This window comes from Neisseria sp. HMSC065C04, assembly GCF_001815375.1.
GTDB classification, from domain to species: domain Bacteria; phylum Pseudomonadota; class Gammaproteobacteria; order Burkholderiales; family Neisseriaceae; genus Neisseria; species Neisseria flavescens_D.
Genome location: NZ_KV820422.1, coordinates 130,918 through 149,765, shown reverse-complemented (window position 1 = coordinate 149,765; position 18,848 = coordinate 130,918). Strand labels below are relative to the sequence as shown.

Annotated in this window: 15 protein-coding genes, 1 tRNA gene and 1 riboswitch; of the genes, 11 read left to right on the top strand and 5 right to left on the bottom strand. The window is 54.2% G+C overall.

The features are described 5' to 3' along the window. Nucleotides 1–23 precede the first annotated feature (23 nt). The 8 genes from HMPREF3022_RS09640 to waaA all read left to right on the top strand — a co-directional run bounded on the left by HMPREF3022_RS09640 (nt 24) and on the right by waaA (nt 8,005). A complete protein-coding gene (locus tag HMPREF3022_RS09640) occupies nt 24–452 on the top strand; it encodes a PTS sugar transporter subunit IIA (protein WP_070765547.1) in 429 nt (142 codons plus the stop codon). A 49-nt stretch (nt 453–501) separates the two neighbouring features. After that, nucleotides 502–771 carry an HPr family phosphocarrier protein gene (locus HMPREF3022_RS09635; RefSeq protein ID WP_004519098.1) on the top strand — a complete coding sequence of 90 codons (270 nt, stop codon included), beginning with the start codon at nt 502–504 and terminating at the stop codon, nt 769–771. Then, nucleotides 771–2,534, top strand: a complete 1,764-nt coding sequence (gene ptsP / locus HMPREF3022_RS09630; RefSeq protein WP_049332945.1) for a phosphoenolpyruvate--protein phosphotransferase — start codon at nt 771–773, stop codon at nt 2,532–2,534. Before HMPREF3022_RS09635 ends, ptsP begins: the two co-directional genes overlap by 1 nt. 515 nt (nt 2,535–3,049) lie before the next feature. Then, entirely contained in the window at nt 3,050–4,165 is a 1,116-nt protein-coding gene (locus HMPREF3022_RS09625; protein WP_049332947.1) for an ABC transporter substrate-binding protein, read from the top strand. A gap of 117 nt (nt 4,166–4,282) precedes the next feature. After that, entirely contained in the window at nt 4,283–5,329 is a 1,047-nt protein-coding gene (locus HMPREF3022_RS09620; RefSeq protein ID WP_049332949.1) for a FecCD family ABC transporter permease, read from the top strand. Between the two features lie 10 nt (nt 5,330–5,339). Beyond that, nucleotides 5,340–6,104: an ABC transporter ATP-binding protein gene (locus HMPREF3022_RS09615; RefSeq protein WP_049332951.1), complete on the top strand. Its 765-nt coding sequence runs from the start codon at nt 5,340–5,342 to the stop codon at nt 6,102–6,104. A 68-nt stretch (nt 6,105–6,172) separates the two neighbouring features. Continuing rightward, nucleotides 6,173–6,604: a plastocyanin/azurin family copper-binding protein gene (locus HMPREF3022_RS09610; RefSeq protein ID WP_070590107.1), complete on the top strand. Its 432-nt coding sequence runs from the start codon at nt 6,173–6,175 to the stop codon at nt 6,602–6,604. 138 nt (nt 6,605–6,742) lie between these two features. Continuing rightward, nucleotides 6,743–8,005 carry a lipid IV(A) 3-deoxy-D-manno-octulosonic acid transferase gene (waaA, locus tag HMPREF3022_RS09605; protein ID WP_036492259.1) on the top strand — a complete coding sequence of 421 codons (1,263 nt, stop codon included), beginning with the start codon at nt 6,743–6,745 and terminating at the stop codon, nt 8,003–8,005. Nucleotides 8,006–8,352: 347 nt separating this feature from the next. Here the strand turns inward: waaA and HMPREF3022_RS09600 are convergent, their stop codons facing one another. Further along, on the bottom strand, nt 8,353–10,362 hold the full coding sequence (locus HMPREF3022_RS09600; protein WP_049332955.1) for an OPT family oligopeptide transporter: 2,010 nt from the start codon (nt 10,360–10,362) through the stop codon (nt 8,353–8,355). 240 nt (nt 10,363–10,602) lie between these two features. Here HMPREF3022_RS09600 and HMPREF3022_RS09595 point away from each other — a divergent pair, with 240 nt between their 5' ends. Then, entirely contained in the window at nt 10,603–11,607 is a 1,005-nt protein-coding gene (locus HMPREF3022_RS09595; RefSeq protein ID WP_049332957.1) for a quinone-dependent dihydroorotate dehydrogenase, read from the top strand. Between the two features lie 56 nt (nt 11,608–11,663). Here the strand turns inward: HMPREF3022_RS09595 and rnhB are convergent, their stop codons facing one another. Then, entirely contained in the window at nt 11,664–12,257 is a 594-nt protein-coding gene (rnhB, locus tag HMPREF3022_RS09590) for a ribonuclease HII (protein ID WP_036492535.1), read from the bottom strand. A 154-nt stretch (nt 12,258–12,411) separates the two neighbouring features. On the opposite strand from rnhB, the gene HMPREF3022_RS09585 reads away from it, so the two are divergent. Beyond that, a complete protein-coding gene (locus HMPREF3022_RS09585) occupies nt 12,412–13,542 on the top strand; it encodes an FUSC family protein (protein ID WP_070765546.1) in 1,131 nt (376 codons plus the stop codon). Nucleotides 13,543–13,716: 174 nt separating this feature from the next. On the opposite strand, the gene HMPREF3022_RS09580 is transcribed toward HMPREF3022_RS09585, so the two are convergent. Further along, nucleotides 13,717–13,793, bottom strand: a tRNA-Met gene (locus HMPREF3022_RS09580). Between the two features lie 111 nt (nt 13,794–13,904). After that, a riboswitch (TPP riboswitch) is annotated at nt 13,905–14,004 on the top strand. A 93-nt stretch (nt 14,005–14,097) separates the two neighbouring features. Here HMPREF3022_RS09580 and thiC point away from each other — a divergent pair. After that, nucleotides 14,098–15,987 (top strand): phosphomethylpyrimidine synthase ThiC, encoded by a 1,890-nt coding sequence (gene thiC, locus HMPREF3022_RS09575; RefSeq protein WP_070765545.1) that lies wholly within the window; start codon nt 14,098–14,100, stop codon nt 15,985–15,987. An 89-nt stretch (nt 15,988–16,076) separates the two neighbouring features. Here thiC and murJ read toward each other — a convergent pair whose 3' ends face one another. Together murJ and lpxB are read right to left on the bottom strand one after the other, a co-directional pair. After that, nucleotides 16,077–17,615: a murein biosynthesis integral membrane protein MurJ gene (murJ, locus tag HMPREF3022_RS09570; RefSeq protein WP_070765544.1), complete on the bottom strand. Its 1,539-nt coding sequence runs from the start codon at nt 17,613–17,615 to the stop codon at nt 16,077–16,079. Between the two features lie 9 nt (nt 17,616–17,624). Further along, nucleotides 17,625–18,800, bottom strand: a complete 1,176-nt coding sequence (lpxB, locus tag HMPREF3022_RS09565) for a lipid-A-disaccharide synthase (RefSeq protein ID WP_070765543.1) — start codon at nt 18,798–18,800, stop codon at nt 17,625–17,627. Nucleotides 18,801–18,848: the final 48 nt, after the last annotated feature.

Here is an 18,848-nt window from a genome sequence, read left to right as displayed (position 1 = left end):
CAAACCAACACTAGGAACACATCATGATCGGCCTGCTTATCATCACGCACGAAACCATAGGCGAAGCCTACCAAGGGCTGACCCACCATTTCTTCCCCAACGGATTTCCCGAAAACGTCCGTATTCTCGGCGTTCAGCCCAATGAAGACCAAAACGACATCATCAACAACGCCATCGCCGCGTTGCAGGAATTTCCCAACAACCGCGGCGTGCTGATCATGACCGACATCTTCGGCGCAACCCCATGCAACGCCGCACGTCGGCTGGTGCGCGAAAACAAATCCGCCATCCTGACCGGCCTCAACGCCCCGATGATGATTAAAGCCATCCAATACTCATCACAAGCCGAAAACCTCTCCGACTTCACCGAAACCGTCAAAGAAGCCGCCATCCGGGGCATTTTCGCCATTACATCCGCACCTGAAGACCTGATGTGCAAAGAACACGGCTAAGGCCGTCTGAAAACATTCACTTTACGAACATTACATTTAGGGGACATCCATGCTCAAACAAGAAATCGAAATCATCAACAAACTCGGCCTGCACGCGCGCGCTTCCAGCAAATTCACCCAAACCGCCTCCCAATTCCAAAGCGAAGTCTGGGTCACCAAAAACGGTAACCGCGTCAACGGCAAAAGTATCATGGGCCTGATGATGCTGGCCGCCGCCAAAGGCACCGTGATTGAGCTGGAAGCAGAAGGCGCAGACGAAGCCGCCGCCATGCAGGCGTTGACCGACCTCATCAACGACTACTTCGGCGAGGGCGAATAATGAGCATCGTCCTACACGGTGTAGCCGCGGGCAAAGGCATTGCCATCGGCCACGCCCACCTCATCACGCGCGGCACAACGGAAGTCCCCCAATACGACATTGATCCCGACAAACTCGATGCCGAAGTTGCCCGTTTCGACAACGCCATCAAAGCCACGCGCAAAGAACTGGAACAGCTGCGCGGCGCGATTCCCGAAAACGCCCCGACCGAATTGGGCGCGTTCATCTCCCTACACCTGATGCTGCTGACCGACGTCACCCTCTCGCGCGAACCCATCGACATTTTGCGCGAGCAGAAAATCAACGCCGAATGGGCATTGAAACTGCAAAGCGACAAGCTTGCCGCCCAGTTCGACAGCATCGACGACGACTACCTGCGCGAACGCAAACAGGACATGCTCCAAGTCGTCCGCCGCATCCACAACAACCTTGTCGGTCAGAGCAACGAAATCAACCTCGCCGGCAACCTGTTTGACGACACCGTCCTCATCGCGCACGACCTCTCGCCTGCCGATACCGTATTGTTCAAAGAGCAGCACATTACCGCCTTCGTGACCGATGCCGGCGGTCCGACCAGCCACACCGCCATCTTGGGCCGCAGCCTCGACATCCCGTCCGTCATCGGCCTGCATAACGCCCGCAAACTCATCACCGAAAACGAAATCGTCATCGTCGACGGCATCAACGGCGTCCTCATCATCGATCCCGACGAAGTCGTCCTCAACGAATACCGCCGCCTCGCCCGCGAATACCGCAGCCACAAGCGCGAACTCAACAAAATCAAAAAAACCGCCGCCACCACGGCCGACGGCATCAACATCGAACTTTTGGCCAACATCGAATCCGCCGAAGACATCAAAGCCCTGCACAACTTCGGCGCAGACGGCGTCGGCCTGTTCCGCAGCGAATTCCTCTACCTCAACCGCGACAACATGCCGACCGAAGACGAACAATACGAAGTCTATGCCGGCATCGTCAAAAAACTCAAAGGCAAAAACATCACCATCCGCACTGTCGATTTGGGCGTCGATAAAAATCCGCGCTGGTTCGGCCAAAACAGCACGCCCAACGGCAGCCTCAACCCCGCACTCGGCCTGACCGGTATCCGCCTGTGCCTCGCCGAGCCCGTCATGTTCCGCACCCAAATGCGCGCCATCCTCCGCGCCGCCGCCCACGGCCCCGTACGTATGATGTGGCCGATGATTACATCCATTTCCGAAGTACGCCAATGCCTTATCCATCTGGATACGGCCCAACGCCAACTGACCGAACGCGGCGAAACCTTCGGCCCGGTTAGCATCGGCTGCATGATCGAAATCCCGTCCGCCGCCATGACCGTCGGCAGCATCCTCAAGCTCGTCGACTTCGTTTCCATCGGCACCAACGACCTGATTCAATACCTCCTGTCGGTCGACCGCGGCGACGACAGCGTCAGCCACCTTTACCAACCCGGCCACCCTGCCGTCCTCAAAACGCTGCAACACATCATCCGCACCGCAAACCGCATGGAAAAAGGCGTGTCCATCTGCGGCGAAATGGCCGGCGATACCGTCTTCACCCGACTGTTGCTCGGCATGGGCCTGCGCCGCTTCTCCATGAACCCCAACAACCTGCTTTCGGTTAAAAACATCATCCTGCACAGCCACACCGGCCATCTCGAAAACGATGCCGCCAAAATCCTGCGCTGCGAAGACCCGGAAAAAGCCGAAAAACTGATTAAAATCCTCAACCAAAGCGAACAGGCGGAATCACAGGCCGTCTGAATCTCTAAAAAGGGCGTGTTTCGATACACGCCCTTTTTATTCGTCCCCATTTTTAGTTTATGCCAGATTCTCCCTCAAGTCCTCTTCTTCCCTATTTCGCCATTTCAAAAACCAACCTTTTTCACTTTTCCCAAACACTGCTTACAGGCCGTCTGAAAAATATAGGGCGCAAGTGAAATAAAACTTTTATGCCCACACCAAAGGCCGTCTGAACCCTGATTGCAAGGTTTCAGACGGCCTTGTTTTCAACCGAATACCTTTTATTTTTTTGCAATAAAAACCCTTTACCGATCCATTCCAGCTACTGCCCACCATGGATTTAGGCACCCCATATCATTCCTTTTCACTAGGTCTTCAGTACACCCAAGCCCTATATAAACACTATCCCTTCGTTTTAATGATGAAACTTTTTATTCCGAAATATGTCTATCCCTACATTCACTTGAAAAAAGATTCAATACCTTGTAAATTTATAAAAAGATAGTAATTATCATCATATTTTAAAGGAATGATTCATGAGATTTACGCAACTTTCTGCTTTGATTGCCGCCGCCGCTTTATCAGTCGGCTCCGTATCCGCTTTTGCCAAACCCGTTCAGCTGACCGATATCCTCGGCCGTAAGGTAACTGTCGACCTGCCTGCCAAGCGCGTGGTGTTGGGCTTCTACTACCAAGACTACATGGCCATCGGCGGCAAAACCGCGCTGGACAACGTCGTCGGTTTCTCCAAAGCAGTTTGGGCCGACTGGGCGCCGCCAAGCTGGGCAGCATTCAGCAAAGCCGTGCCTAAACTGAATCAGCTGACCGACGTGGGCGAAGTGGAAGTCGGCACTTTCTCGATTGAGAAAGTATTGGCGCTGAAACCCGATTTGCTGGTTTTGGCCGAATGGCAATACAAGGCTTTGGGTTCCGATCTCGACCGCATCAACAAGGCCGGCATCCCCATCGTCGTGTTGGACTACAACGCGCAAACAGTGGCCAAACACGTCCAATCGACCAAACTCATCGGTACATTGACCGGCCAGCAGCAAAAAGCCGACAAACTGGCGGCAGACTACAAACGCGTTGCCGACACCATCCAAGCGCGCGTGCAAAAAGCCAACCTACCCAAGCCTAAAGTCTATATCGAGTTCGGCAACAAAGGCCCTGCCGAACACAGCGTTACCTTCGGCAAGAGCATGTGGGGTTCGATGGCGACACTGGTCGGCGGCAACAATATCGCCGCTTCTTCGGTCGAATTCTACGGCCCGATCAATCCTGAAAAAGTCCTCGCCGCCAAACCCGACGTGATCGTGATTACCGGCCGCGAAACCGAATTGAAGAAAAATCCTGCCGCCATGGCCATGGGCTGGGGCATTCCAAAAGCCGAAGCGGAAAAACGCTTGGCAGGCTTTGCCAAACGCGCCGGCTGGGCCAACCTGCCTGCGATTAAAAACAACCGCCTCTATGCCGCCTACCACGCCAACTCGCGCACGCTGTCCGACAGCGCATCGATTCAGTTTATGGCCAAAGCGATTTATCCGCAGTTGTTTAAGGATTTCAACCCTGAGAAGACCTATCTGGACTTCTACCGCCAAAACCTGCCCGTCGTACCGAACGGCACGTTCTACCTCTATCCGAAAGGACAATAAGGTAATTTAGATTTTCAGACGGCCTTTTAAATCGGAAGGCCGTCTGAAATTTTTGCGGAAGAAAAAGGCAAACCTGTTTCTCCCCTTTCACAACACTCTTTTTTAAAGGTTTGAAACATGAATGATTCGGTTGTCGCCGAGATTGTGAAAAACCAGCGCAAGTTGGAAGGCAAGCGTTGGTTGATTGTGTTGATGTTTTTAGTCATCGCGGCGGTCAGTTTCCTATTCGACATCGCTACCGGCCCGGCGATGACGGACACGCTGCCCGTCGGCGAAGTGGTCAATGTTTTGCTGGGCAAACCCGAAGTCGATGAAATGAACCGCCTGATTGTGATGGATTTGCGCCTGCCGATTGCGGTGATGGCGCTGGTGGTCGGCGCGGCTTTGGGTGTCGGCGGTGCGGAGATTCAGACGTTGTTGAACAACCCGATGGCCAGCCCTTATACGCTGGGTTTGGCGGCGGCGGCGGGTTTGGGCGCGTCGGCGGTGATTGCGTTCGGCGGTTTCGGGCTGCCTGAAACGGTCGCCGTCCCCATCGGTGCGTTTGTGATGACCATGCTGGCTTCGGGCATCTTGTTTCTGTTTGCCTCGGCACGCCGCTTCAACTCGGCGATGTTGGTGCTGGTGGGGATTGCGCTGTTGTTTCTGTTTCAGTCGATTCTGTCGCTGATTCAGTTTATCGCCGCGCCTGAGATTTCGCAGCAGATTCTGTTTTGGCTGTTCGGCAGCCTGACCAAGGCAACTTGGGAAACAGTCATCGTTACGGCGGCGGTTACGGCGGTATGCGTGTTTCTGCTTTCGCGCGATGTGTGGAAGCTGACTGCGCTGCGCTTGGGCGAAGAACGCGCCGTCGGACTGGGCATCAATCTGCAATTTTTGCGCCTGAAAACGCTGGTGTTGGTGGCGGTAATGACGGCGACGGCCATCAGTTTTGTCGGCGTGATCGGCTTTATCGGCTTGGTTGCCCCGCATGTGGCGCGGATTCTTTTGGGCGAAGACCAACGTTTCTTCCTGCCCGGCGCGATGCTGGCGGGAGCGGCGTTTTTATCGGTCGCCAGCGTGTTGTCCAAGGTGATTATCCCGGGCGCGCTGTTTCCGGTGGGGATTGTTACGTCGTTTGTCGGCGTGCCGTTCTTCTTCTGGATTGTATTAACGAAACGATAGGCCGTCTGAAATGTTGAAACTTGAAAACGTACACATCCGGCGCGGCGATTATGTGGTCGCCGACAATATCGATTTGACGCTGGAACAAGGCAAAGTCTATTCCGTGCTCGGCCCCAACGGTACGGGCAAATCCTCGCTGATGAAAACGATTTTCGGCGAAGTCGCGCACAAAGGCACCATCCGCTACGGCGACGAAGTGTTGAGCAAAATCCACCTGCAAAGCTGGCGCAAACGCATAGGCTATATGCCACAGGACACCGCCGCCGAAGCCTCGCTGACCGCGCTGGAAGTCGTGTTGCTCGGCCGCATGGACGCGCTGCACATGCACGTCGGCGATGAACTGCTGCACGAAGCCGCAAGTATCATGGCGGAGCTGGGCATCGGCCATCTGGCGCACCGCGACGTCATGCGGCTTTCCGGCGGACAGCGGCAGCTCGTGATGTTTGCCCAAGTCATGCTGCGCCGCCCCGAAATCCTGATGCTGGACGAACCGGTCAGCGCGCTGGATATGCACCACCAGTTGAATCTCTTGGAACGCGTAGTGCAATACACGCACGAACACAATCTGGTTACGCTGATGGTGTTACACGATTTGAGCCTCGCCGCGCAGTTTTCAGACGACGTGATTCTGCTCGGCGAAGGCAAAGTACAGGCGCAGGGCGCGCCGCAGGACGTGTTGCAGGCGGACATGATAGGCAGGCTGTACAAGGTGGATATCGAACTTTTATACGACAGCAAAGGCCTGCCCGTTATCCGCCCGATGCGGCAATCCTAGCTGAGAAATCTGCCACCAAGAAACCAGCCCCGCAACCATTTTATACTCTTCACAAAAAGGACTCCCCCATGAAAAAATCCCTCTTCCTCCTGATGCTGACCGCGTCCCTTAGCGCATACGCCGCCAACCACGAAGTCAAAATGCTCGACAACGGCAAAGACGGCAGCATGGTGTTCGAACCCGGCTATGTCAACGCCAAAGTCGGTGATACCGTAACCTTCAAAGCCGCCAACAGCGGACACTGGGTGCAAAGCAAAGCCCTGCCCGACGGCGTTGCCGACTTCCTCTCCGAAGACGGTAAAGACTTCACCCTCAAACTCGACAAAGAAGGCGTGTACGTCTACACCTGCCCGCCGCACCGCATGATGAACATGAGCGGCGTGATTCAGGTCGGCAAACCGGTGAACAAAGCCAAAGCGCAAGCCGTTGTCGATGAAATGGAAAACCGCGCCATGCAAAGCAAAGGCCGTCTGAAAAAATACATGGCGCAAGTGAAGTAAAAGCGTTTATGCCTGCATTAAAGGCCGTCTGAAACCTTTCAGACGGCCTGTTTCCTTTGCGTAAAACCCACATCAAAGCTATATCTTCCGTTTCAGTTTCCGATAAAATAGGCCTATTCCGACACAAGATCCGTAAGCATGATACGCCGCCTTTACGCCACGCTGTGGCACCTCGCCCCCTTCCTGATCCGCCGCCACCTGCGCCGCCGCGCCCTCAAATCCCCAGCCTATCTCGAGCATTGGGACGAGCGTTTCGGGCAGGCGTATCCCAATCCCGTGCAACGCCCGATTTGGATACACGCCGTATCCGTCGGCGAAACGCGTGCGGCCGAACCTTTGGTGCAGGCATTGCGCCGCCATTTTCCCGACTCGCCGTTTCTGATTACCCAAATGACGCCGACCGGCCGCGCCACCGCGCAATCCCTGTTCCCCGATGCGCAATGCCGTTACCTGCCCTACGACAAATCCGAATGGGTTGCCCGATTTTTAGCCGAACACCGCCCCATCTGCGGCATTTTGATGGAAACCGAAATCTGGCCCAACCTGATGCACGGCTGCAAAAAAGCAGGCATTCCCCTCTTTTTGGCCAATGCACGCCTCTCCGAAAAATCCCAACGCGGCTACCTCAAAATCCGCAAACTGGTCGAGCCTGCCATGCAGAGCCTCTCCGGCTGCTTTGCCCAAACCGCCGCCGATGCCGAACGCCTGCACCTCATCGGCGCGTCCAACGTCCACGTCTGCGGCAACACCAAATACGACATCGCGCCCCCCAACGACTCGCGCCCGCTTGCCGCCGCCTTTAAAGAACGCATCGGCGCACGAGCCGTCGTCGTCTGCGCCAGCACGCGCGTGTACAAAGGCACAGACGAAGCCGAGCTGCTCCTCAAAGCATGGCAGGGCTACCGCGGCAATGCCTTGCTGGTCATTGTCCCGCGCCACCCTGAAAACTTTCAGACGGCCTACGATACCGCCAAATCGCTTGGTTATACCGTGCAAAAACGCAGCGACGGACAACCCGTTTCCCCCGATACACAGGTTTGGATAGGCGACAGCATGGGCGAACTTGCCGCCTACTACCTCAGCGCAGACATTGCCTTCGTCGGCGGCAGCCTCGTTGATGCCGGCTGCCAAAACATCATCGAACCCATCGCCTGCCGCGTCCCCACCCTCTTCGGCTACTCCAACTACAACTTCGCCCAAGCCTGCAAAGGCGCAGTCGAAGCCAAAGCCGCCGTCCGCGTCGAAACCGCCGAAACCTGGTACAGAACCACGCGCCAATACCTCGACGACGAAACGCTGCGCCAACAGCTGATCAACCACACCGAGCAATTCATTTCGCAACATCAAGGTGCCAGTGCCAAAATTGCCAAAGCGATTGCAGATTGTTTGAATCAGCGTTAAACAATAAAAAACCGCCCGTTCATGACAAACAGGCGGAAACTGAAAAACAGTTTTTTGTTTTCAGCCGTTTAATTGACTAAGAGCAGGAACAGGGTTAAGATAATCCTAACGACTGTCCGCAGTCTCAGCCATGAACGACCCGTGCGAGTGGTATGTTTCATGATTGAAACCATCCTTTCTAGGGCGGTTTCAGCACAAAGCCCCACTGCAATGGGGCTTTTTTGCTACCAGCCCCGCAACAATTATACCCAAACTTCCTAAAATCATTCCAAACAAATTTCCACTGAAAAGGCCGTCTGAAACCCCAATGTTTTGGGTTTCAGACGGCCTTTTCTCAACCTACAAACTTAACGTCCTGCTTTCAACACGCGGCGTGCAAACACGAACATACCGAAAACAAAAAACGCCAAGCCCAGCCATTTGGCGGCCGTATCCCAGTTTTCCAGGTTCAGGGCCAAAGGCGCATCCGAACCGCCGTTGGTTACCGAGAAGGCGATGATAAACGCCATAATCACACCAATCAGGCTCTCGCCGACAATCAAACCGGCAGAGAACAGCGTACCGATACGTTCCGCATTTTTCAGACGGCCTTCACGGTTTTCCTGACGGCGGGCAATGACGGATTTCAACACAGCCGCCAATACCGCGCCGATTACAATCGGCATATTCACAGACGGCGGCAGGTAAATGCCCATGCCCACGGCCAATACCGGCAAAGCGCGCTTGCCGCCGGAAGATTTGCGCAATGTGAAATCGACCGCAATCAACGCCACGCCAATGCCCACGCCGGTGAAAATATAATCCCATTGCAGATTGTGCGAGAAAATACCTTGGGCGATGGTGGTCATCAAAGTTGCCTGAGGCGCGGCAAGGGCTTGGGCCGCATCCATGCCTTCACGCGGCATCGCGCCGGTAAAGCCGTAGGCTTCATACAAAAGCTCCAACACAGGCGAAATCACCAATGCACCGACAACGCAGCCGACAATCAGCGCAACCTGCTGCTTCCAAGGCGTCGCTTTTACCAGATAACCCGTTTTCAAATCCTGCAGGTTGTCATTAGAAATCGAAGCCACACAAATCACAGACGCACCGCAAAACAGCGTCAACGCCAGCAGAAATTTGCGGTTTGCCTCATCAGCCATCAAGCCGCCGGATTCGCCGACCAGCAACAACACCAACGAAATAATGACGATAGAGACGATGCCCACACCCGAAATCGGGCTGGAGGACGAACCGACCAAACCGGCCATATAACCACAAGCCGCGGCCACCAAAAAGCCGATAATCGAAGCCAGCAGCGTACATACAACCACCAACAGCCAAGCCAAACCGCCGGAAATATGCGAGTCGCCGATAAAGTGGAAGAAAGACACGCCCAACACCAGCATCATCGCCAACACCCAGGCAATCATCGCCTTAGGCGACAAATCCTGTTCCGTGCGTTCGGTCATCTGCGCACCGCCGAAATTGCGGAAAGACAGGCGCATACCCTCGACCATTGGTTTCATCAAAGTCAACAGCGTCCAAATAGCCGCAATACCGATTGTACCCGCGCCGATAAAACGGACTTTTTCCTTCCACAAAGACATCGCAAAAGGAATCATCTCCATATCGGCAGGTTGCGGAATATGCGCCGACAGATAAGGCACGGCCACGCCCCAGGCAATCGAGATACCCAGCAAAATCGCGATACCGCCAGTCAGTCCGACCAAATAGCCCGCGCCCAGCAAGGCCAAAGAAAAGCCCATCGGCACTTGAAACACCGACGCGCCACCTTTAAACCAAAAGCTCGCGCTGTCCGCCACCACGCGCAAACCGCTTGCGCAGAAGCTCATCAAACCGGCCAGAGCGCCGCCCGACACCAATTCCTTGATACCGCTGCCGCCTTCCTGCTGGTCCGCATCATGGTCGCCGACCTTCAAAATCTCAGCCGCTGCCACGCCTTCCGGATAAGGCAAATCGCTCTTCACCACCATCGCATAACGCAAAGGCACAGTGAAAATCACGCCCAAAATACCGCCGGACATACACAGCAGCGTAGTCTGCCAAAACGGAAAGCCCGCCCAATAACCGGCCATCAGCAAACCCGGCAAGATAAAAATAATACTGGAAAGCGTCCCCGCGGCCGAAGCCTGAGTCTGCACCATATTATTTTCCAGAATATTACTGCCTTTAAAAAACTTCAAAACCGCCATCGAAATTACCGCAGCCGGAATCGAAGACGCAAAAGTCAAGCCCACCTTCAAGCCCAAATACACATTGGATGCCGTAAAAATCACCGTAATCAACGCGCCGAGTATCATTCCCCGCAGCGTCAGTTCACGGAAACTCGCATAAGGATCAACCGCCTGTTTCATAAAAATATTCCTGTATCAGGTAAACAATCAAATCAAAACTTTTCAGACGGCCTTTTGATACATCCATCAGGCCGTCTGAAAAGCCTCTCTCTTACCATTTTAATGAACTATCCGACTACACGCAAAAACCCTATTTATTTTCATTTGACGTCAAATCATATCGATACAGACGTTTGGGGCAGTTTGTCGGTTTCAGGTAGAATAACGCCAAATTCATCAACCGTTCAGAAAGCCGCCGCCATGTATTCACTCGTCCGCCCTATCCTGTTCCGTTTCGATGCAGAAAAGGCCCATCATTTCACGCTCAACAGTTTGCGTTCTATCGAAAAACTCGGCCTGCTGCCCAAGGTGGACAGCCACACCCGACCAACCGAGCTGATGGGTTTGCAGCTACCCAATCCGGTCGGCTTGGCGGCAGGTTTGGACAAAAACGGCGAGTGTATCGATGCGTTTGCCGCTTTAGGTTTCGGCTTTGTCGAAATCGGCACGGTAACGCCCAAGCCGCAGCCGGGCAATCCGCAGCCGCGCCTTTTCCGCGTTCCCGAACACCAAGGCATCATCAACCGCATGGGTTTCAACAACCACGGCATCGACGCGATGATCCGCAACATTGAAAACAGCCGCTTTAAAGGCATTTTGGGCATCAACATCGGTAAAAATGCCGTTACGCCGATTGAAAACGCGGCCGATGATTATCTGATTTGCCTGGAAAAAGCCTACGCCCACGCGAGCTACATCACGGTCAATATTTCCTCCCCCAATACGAAAAACCTGCGCGCCTTGCAAGGCGGCGACGAGTTGAGCGCATTGCTGGAAGCCTTGAAAAACAAACAGGCGCAACTGGCGGCCGCGCATGGCAAATATGTGCCGCTGGCGGTTAAAATCGCGCCGGATTTGGACGAGGCGCAAATCGACGACATCGCCCATGTAGTCAAATCCGTAGAGATGGACGGCATCATCGCCACCAACACGACCATCGACAAATCCAGCTTGGGCAGCCATCCGCTCGCAGGCGAACAAGGCGGCTTGAGCGGTTTGCCCGTGCGCGAGAAAAGCAATCAGGTGTTGAAACTTTTGGCAGAACGCATTGACGGCAAACTGCCGATTATCGGCGTCGGCGGCATTATGAACGGCGCGGACGCGGCAGAAAAAATCCGCTTGGGCGCCAGTGCGGTTCAGGTGTACAGCGGTTTGATTTATCGCGGCCCTGAGTTGATTAAAGAGTGTTTGGCTGCGTTGAAATAATACTTTTCCAAAAACAAGGCCGTCTGAAATCTTTCAGACGGCCTTTTAATGTGCTTTCATTCTTCAAACAGATTGCCTTGTGCCAATAAGGTTTTGACCGGTGCAAAATCGCGGCGGTGTTCCGGCAAGACGCCGTATTGTTTCAAGGCGGCCAAATGTTGCGCCGTGCCGTAGCCTTTGTGGCGGTCAAACCCGTATTGCGGATAGCGTTTCGCCAATTCATACATTTCCGCATCGCGCGCGGTTTTGGCTAAAACCGAAGCGGCGGAAATTTCGATGATTTTGCTGTCGCCTTTGACCACGGCTTCGGCAGGGACATTCAAATCTTTCGGCACGCGGTTGCCGTCTATCCACACTTTGTCGGGAGCGACCGACAGCCCCTCGACTGCGCGCTTCATCGCGGCCATGGTTGCGTGCAGGATGTTCAGTTGCAGGATTTCGTCGGGGTCGGCAAAGGCAATGCTCCACGCAATAGCCTGTTCCTTAATCATCTGCGCCAACATATCGCGCTTTTTTTCGCTCAGTTTTTTTGAGTCGGTCAAACCCGGCAGGTCAAAATGTTCCGGCAAAATCACTGCCGCCGCAAATACGCTGCCGACCAAAGGGCCGCGCCCCGCTTCGTCCACGCCTGCACTTAAAACCGTCGCCATTTCTTCACCGCCTGTCTGATTCAAATCCGCCATTATATCCGCTTGCGGCAGATAAAATCTGCAATAGTTCAAACCGTTGGGAAGCAGTTCAAATTTCATCTGCTTTACCAATCAGTTATAATTTACATCCCCACATACCCATACGTCTTACAACATGCCTGCCCAATCCGAACGCCTCCATTTTTCCGAACGCTGGCTCAACGCCTACGAACGCTACCGCTATCGCCGCCATATCCACGCCTTCCGCCTCGGCTTGGCGATCGTGTTCTCCACTCTGTTGGCCAAAGTCTTCCATCTGCAACACGGCGAGTGGATCGGCATGACCGTCTTTGTCGTCCTCGGCATGCTGCAATTCCAAGGCGCGATTTACTCCAAAGCAGTCGAACGCATGCTCGGCACAGCCATCGGTTTGGGCGTCGGTTTGGCCGTTTTATGGTTGAACCAGCATTATTTGCAAGACGGCGTTTTCTTCTATCTGATTATCGGTGCCGCCAGCGCAGTGGCCGGTTGGTCTGCGGTCGGCAAAAACGGTTATGTCGCCATGCTTGCCGGTTTGACCATGTGCATGCTCATCGGCGACAGCAGCCACCATTGGCTTGACAGCGGCCTGATGCGCGCCATGAACGTTTTGATTGGTGCCACCATAGCCATTGCCGCCGCCAAACTCCTGCCCCTGCGCTCCACACTCATGTGGCGCTTCATGCTTGCCGACAACCTCACCGACTGCGCCAAAATGATTGCCGAAATCAGCAACGGCAAGCGCATGACGCGCGAGCGTTTGGAGCAAAACATGATTAAAATGCGCCAAATCAACGCCCGTATGGTCAAAAGCCGCAGCCATCTGGCCGCCACATCCGGCGAAAGCCACATCAGCAACAATATGATGGAAGCCATGCAGCATGCCCACCGCAAAATCGTCAACACCACCGAGCTGCTCCTGACCACCGCCGCCAAACTGCGCGCGCCCACGCTCAACGAAAGCGAAATCCGCCTGCTCGACCGCCATTTCAACCAACTCCAACGCGAGCTTCGCCTGACCGTCCGCCTCATCAAAGGCCACTACGCCCGCCGTATCCGCATCGATACTTCGCTCAATACTGAACTAAGCAAACCGGCCGCCCGCCTGCATTACGACTGGCAAGGCTTCCTCTGGCTCAGCACCAATATGCGTAACGAAATCGCCGCATTGGTGATTCTGTTGCAACGTTCGCGCAATAAATGGTTGGACAAAAAAGAGTTGCAACGCCTCAAAGAACACCTGCGCAACGACAACAAGCCCAAATAGAAAGAGGCCGTCTGAAAAAAGGCCTGTCGTATTTTTACCCAAACCCCACCGCAAGACAGCAAAAGGCCGTCTGAAACCCAATGGTTCAGACGGCCTTTCCATCAATTCATCCGCAATTCGCAATAAATGCCGCATAAAGCAAAATCCCCTGCGATTGCAGGGGATTTTTATATTTGGTTGCGGGAGCAGGATTCGAACCTACGACCTTCGGGTTATGAGCCCGACGAGCTACCATGCTGCTCCATCCCGCGTCAGAAGTTGTAACTATACGGAAAGACGGAATCGCTGTCAAGCGTTTTTGACAGAAAATGCGAAAAACGCCGCTTTACAAAAAACCGTCCGCATGGTTTAATTTTTCGTTAATAAAGAAACAGGGGTGCTGCTTTCAAACCGAGCGGCTGAGAAATACCCTTTACACCCGAACAGGATAATACCTGCGTGGGGAGTTTCGGCAAATGTGATTTTAGACGATTGATTGAAGATATCCAAAGGCCGTCTGAAAAAAAGCAATGCCCCTGTTTCCATTTCATAACCGAGAAACAGGAGCAATTTTTTATGACTACCGCTAAAAAAACCGGCGATGAGGCGCGCCGTTTTTCCGACTTGAGCGAAGACATCGGCATCCGCTTCCAATATCCCAATTCCGACCGCGTCTATATCCCGGGCAGCCGCGCCGACATCCGCGTGCCTTTGCGCGAAATCCGTCAGGACGACACCTACTCGGCGCAAGGTACGGAAGCCAATCCGCCTATTCCGGTGTACGACACCAGCGGCGCATACGGCGATCCGGCGGCGCACATCGACCTAAAACAAGGGCTGCCGCACGTCCGCACCGCATGGCTGGACGAACGCGGCGACACCGAAATCCTGCCCAAGCTTTCCAGCGAATACGGCACCGAGCGCGCACACGATCCGAAAACCGCCCATCTGCGTTTCAACCAAATCACCCGCCCGCGCCGCGCCAAAGCAGGACGTAACGTAACCCAGCTTCACTACGCTCGCCAAGGCATCATTACGCCCGAAATGGAGTTTGTCGCCATACGCGAACGCATGAAACTGGACGAGCTTTTCAGACGGCCTGAATACGCCAAACTCTTGAAACAACACGCAGGGCAAAGTTTCGGTGCGAATATCCCGACCCATCCCGACCAAATCACGCCCGAATTCGTGCGTCAAGAAATCGCCGCCGGACGCGCAATTATCCCTGCCAACATCAACCATCCGGAACTCGAACCGATGATTATCGGCCGCAACTTCCGCGTCAAAATCAACGGCAACTTGGGCAACTCCGCCGTCACTTCCAGCCTGACCGAAGAAGTCGAAAAAATGGTGTGGTCGCTGCGTTGGGGCGCAGACACGATTATGGACTTATCCACAGGCGCACACATCCACGAAACGCGCGAATGGATTATCCGCAACGCGCCCGTCCCCATCGGCACCGTGCCGATTTACCAAGCTTTGGAAAAAACCGGCGGCATCGCCGAAGACCTGACTTGGGATTTGGTGCGCGACACCTTAATCGAGCAGGCAGAACAAGGCGTGGACTATTTCACCCTGCACGCAGGCGTATTGCTGCGTTATGTGCCGATGACGGCCGACCGCCTCACCGGCATCGTATCGCGCGGCGGCTCCATCATGGCGAAATGGTGCCTCGCCCATCATCAGGAAAACTTCCTCTACACGCATTTCGACGAAATCTGCGAAATCATGAAAGCCTACGACGTATCGTTCAGCCTCGGCGACGGCCTGCGCCCCGGCTGCATTGCCGATGCCAACGACGAATCCCAATTTGCCGAGCTGCACACCTTGGGCGAATTGACCGCCAACGCGTGGAAACACGACGTCCAAGTCATGATCGAAGGCCCGGGCCATGTACCGTTGCAACGCGTGAAAGAAAACATGACCGAAGAGCTGCAACACTGCTTTGAGGCGCCTTTCTACACCCTTGGTCCGCTCGTTACCGACATCGCCCCCGGCTACGACCACATCACTTCGGGCATAGGCGCGACCAACATCGGCTGGTACGGCACAGCCATGCTCTGCTACGTTACCCCGAAAGAGCATCTCGGCCTGCCCGACAAAGAAGACGTGCGCACCGGCATCATCACCTACAAACTCGCCGCCCACGCCGCCGACCTCGCCAAAGGCTGGCCGGGCGCACAGTTGCGCGACAACGCCCTGAGCAAAGCGCGTTTCGAATTCCGCTGGCGCGACCAATTCCGCTTAAGCCTCGACCCCGAACGCGCCGAAAGCTTCCACGACGAAACCCTGCCAGCCGAGGGCGCGAAAATCGCCCACTTCTGCTCAATGTGCGGCCCCAAATTCTGCTCGATGAAAATCACGCAGGAAGTACGCGACTACGCCGACAAGCAAAAAGCCCAACGGCAGGGCATGGAAGAAAAAGCGATTGAGTTCGTCAAAAAAGGGGCGAAGCTTTACAGTTAAAACGTAAAGCAAGAAAAGGCCGTCTGAAAATGTTTCAGACGGCCTTTTTAGTGATTAGTCTTTAAACCAAGCAACATACGCCCTGCTGCTTATTTTTCCACCCTGCGGAAATGGTGCGGACGGAAGCCGAGCGCGGCGAGGGAAACGAAGTAGAGACCGCCACCCAAGGCAATCAGGACGCAAAGTTGTCCTGCCCTTTTAAAACCACCGACGTGTACCCATTCAAACGGCAGATAATATTGCGCCGCCCACAAACCGCCGCCCATGACGGCCAAAGAGATGGTTATTTTAACCAAGAACACCGGCCAACCTTTGCGGGGCTGATAGATACCATGTTTGCGCAAGAGGTAAAACAGCAAACCTGCGTTTAAACACGAACCCAAACCGATGGAGAGAGACAGGCCGACGTGTTTGAGCGGCGAAATGAAGGCAAGGTTCATCAACTGCGTACAAATCAGTGTGAAAATGGCGATCTTAACGGGAGTTTTGATGTTTTGGCGCGCGTAAAAACCGGGTGCCAACACTTTAATCATAATCATCCCGATCAAGCCGAGGGAGTAGGCAACGAGCGCCTGTTCAGTCATTTGTGCGGAGTACAGCGTAAACTCACGATACATGAACAAAGTTGCAACCAGAGGGAAAGCCAGCACGGCAAGACCGACTGCGGCAGGCAGCGCCAGCAACATACACAGGCGCAAACCCCAGTCGAGCAGGTCAGAAAACTGTTCGGTATCCTGACTGGTAGCGTGTTTGGACAAGGTAGGCAGCAAGATCGTGCCGAGTGCCACACCCAAAACGCCGGTCGGCAATTCCATCAGTCGGTCGGCAAAATATATCCACGACACACTGCCGGACTGCAAAAACGAGGCGAAGATGGTATTGATGAATAAGGAAATCTGCGCCACGCTCACGCTCAAAATTGCCGGTGCCATCTGTTTCAGCACGCGGTTGACCGCCGCATCTTTAAAGCTGAGTTTGGGCATTTTCAAGAAGCCCAGTTTCGCCAACCAAGGCAGTTGGAACACCAGCTGCAACACACCGCCGACAAATACCGCCCATGCCAAAGCCATTATGGGCGGATTGAAATACGGCACGAAAAACAGGGAAAAAACGATAAAGGAAATATTCAAAAATGTCGGCGTAAAAGCGGGGATACCGAATTTATGATAGGAATTAAGGATCGAGCCGACAAAAGAGGATAGTGAAATCAAAAAAATATAAGGAAATACAACCCGTAGCAGATCAATGGAAAGCTGAACCTTATCAGGTTCATTGATAAAACCAGGGGCGTTAGCAACAATCACCCACGGCGCGGCTAGTATGCCCAGCGCGGTAACGATGACCAACACAAACGACAACATACCGGCCACATGACGCACAAACGCCTGCGTGGCTTCGGGCGAGCGGGTTTCTTTGTATTCCGCCAAAATCGGTACGAAGGCTTGGGCAAATGCGCCTTCTGCAAAAATACGCCGCAAAAGATTGGGCAGTTTAAACGCAACAAAAAACGCATCCGTCGCCGTACCTGCTCCAAACGTACGGGCAATAATCGTATCGCGTACAAAACCCAAAATGCGCGACACCATCGTTAGGCTGCCAACCTTGGCCAATGCTCCCAATAAATTCATGTATTTTCCTTACTTGTCTTTCAGGCCGTCTGAAAATCCGGCTTCTTCCAATACTGCCGCCGCCGCCAATGCCGCCGTATCTTTTTTCAACAGCAGATGCAAGGCGTGGAAATCCTGTTCCAACGCGGCTACGGCTTCAGGGCAGTCATACCAGTCTGCCACGGCCTGCGCCAGTTTTTCAGGGACGGCATCATGTTGCAGCAGCTCGGGAACGGCGGCTTTACCCAACAGAATATTGGGCAAACCGACATGCGGCACTTTGATTTTGTTTTTCACATACGCATAAGTCAGCGGCGAAATTTTGTAGCTGATGACCATAGGCCGCTTGCACAAGGCCACTTCCAAAGTCGCTGTACCGCTGGTGACCAATACCACGTCGGCAGCAGTGCAAACCGTATCCGACTGCTTGTCGGTCAGCGTGATGGGAAGGGCAGCAAATTCAGGCTGCGCCAAAATTTCGCTAATGCGTTTGCGCGTTGCGACCGTCGCTACAGGCAGTAAAAACTGTGCCTGCGGATAACGTTTCAGCAGCAATAAGGCCGTCTGAAAAAACACCGCCGCCATGTAATCAATTTCGCTCACACGGCTGCCGGGCAAGATGGCAAACACGGGCACGTCCGCAGGCACGCCCAGTTTCTGCCGCGCCGCCGCCCTATCCGCTTCCACCGGCATGGTTTGCGCCATCGGATGGCCGACAAACTCAGCTCTGCCTCCGGCATCGATATAAAGCTGCGGCTCCATCGGAAACAGGCACAACACGCGGTTGACCTGATGCACGATTTTATTGACCCGTTCGCGCCGCCACGCCCAAACCGACGGGCTGACGTAATGAATGGTATGAATGCCTGCCTGCTTGAGTTTTTCCGCCACGCCGAGATTAAAGTCCGGCGCATCGATGCCGATAAACACATCCGGCTTGAGGCGGATTAAATCGCTCACCAGCCCTTTGCGGATTTTCAAAATCTGCGGCAGGCGTTTGATGACCTCAACAAAACCGCGCACCGCCAGCTTTTCCTGATCGTACAAACTCTCGAAACCCTCCGCCTTCATGCGCTCGCCGCCGATGCCGGTAAACCGCACGTTCGGGCAACGCGCCTTAATGGCACGGATTAAGTGTGCGCCGAGCAAGTCGCCGGAAGCTTCGCCGACGCTGATGGCGATAAGGGGGGAAGAATTGGAATTCATACTGTTGAGGTTCGGAAGCTAAAAGATTTTGGGGCGGTCATTTGCCCA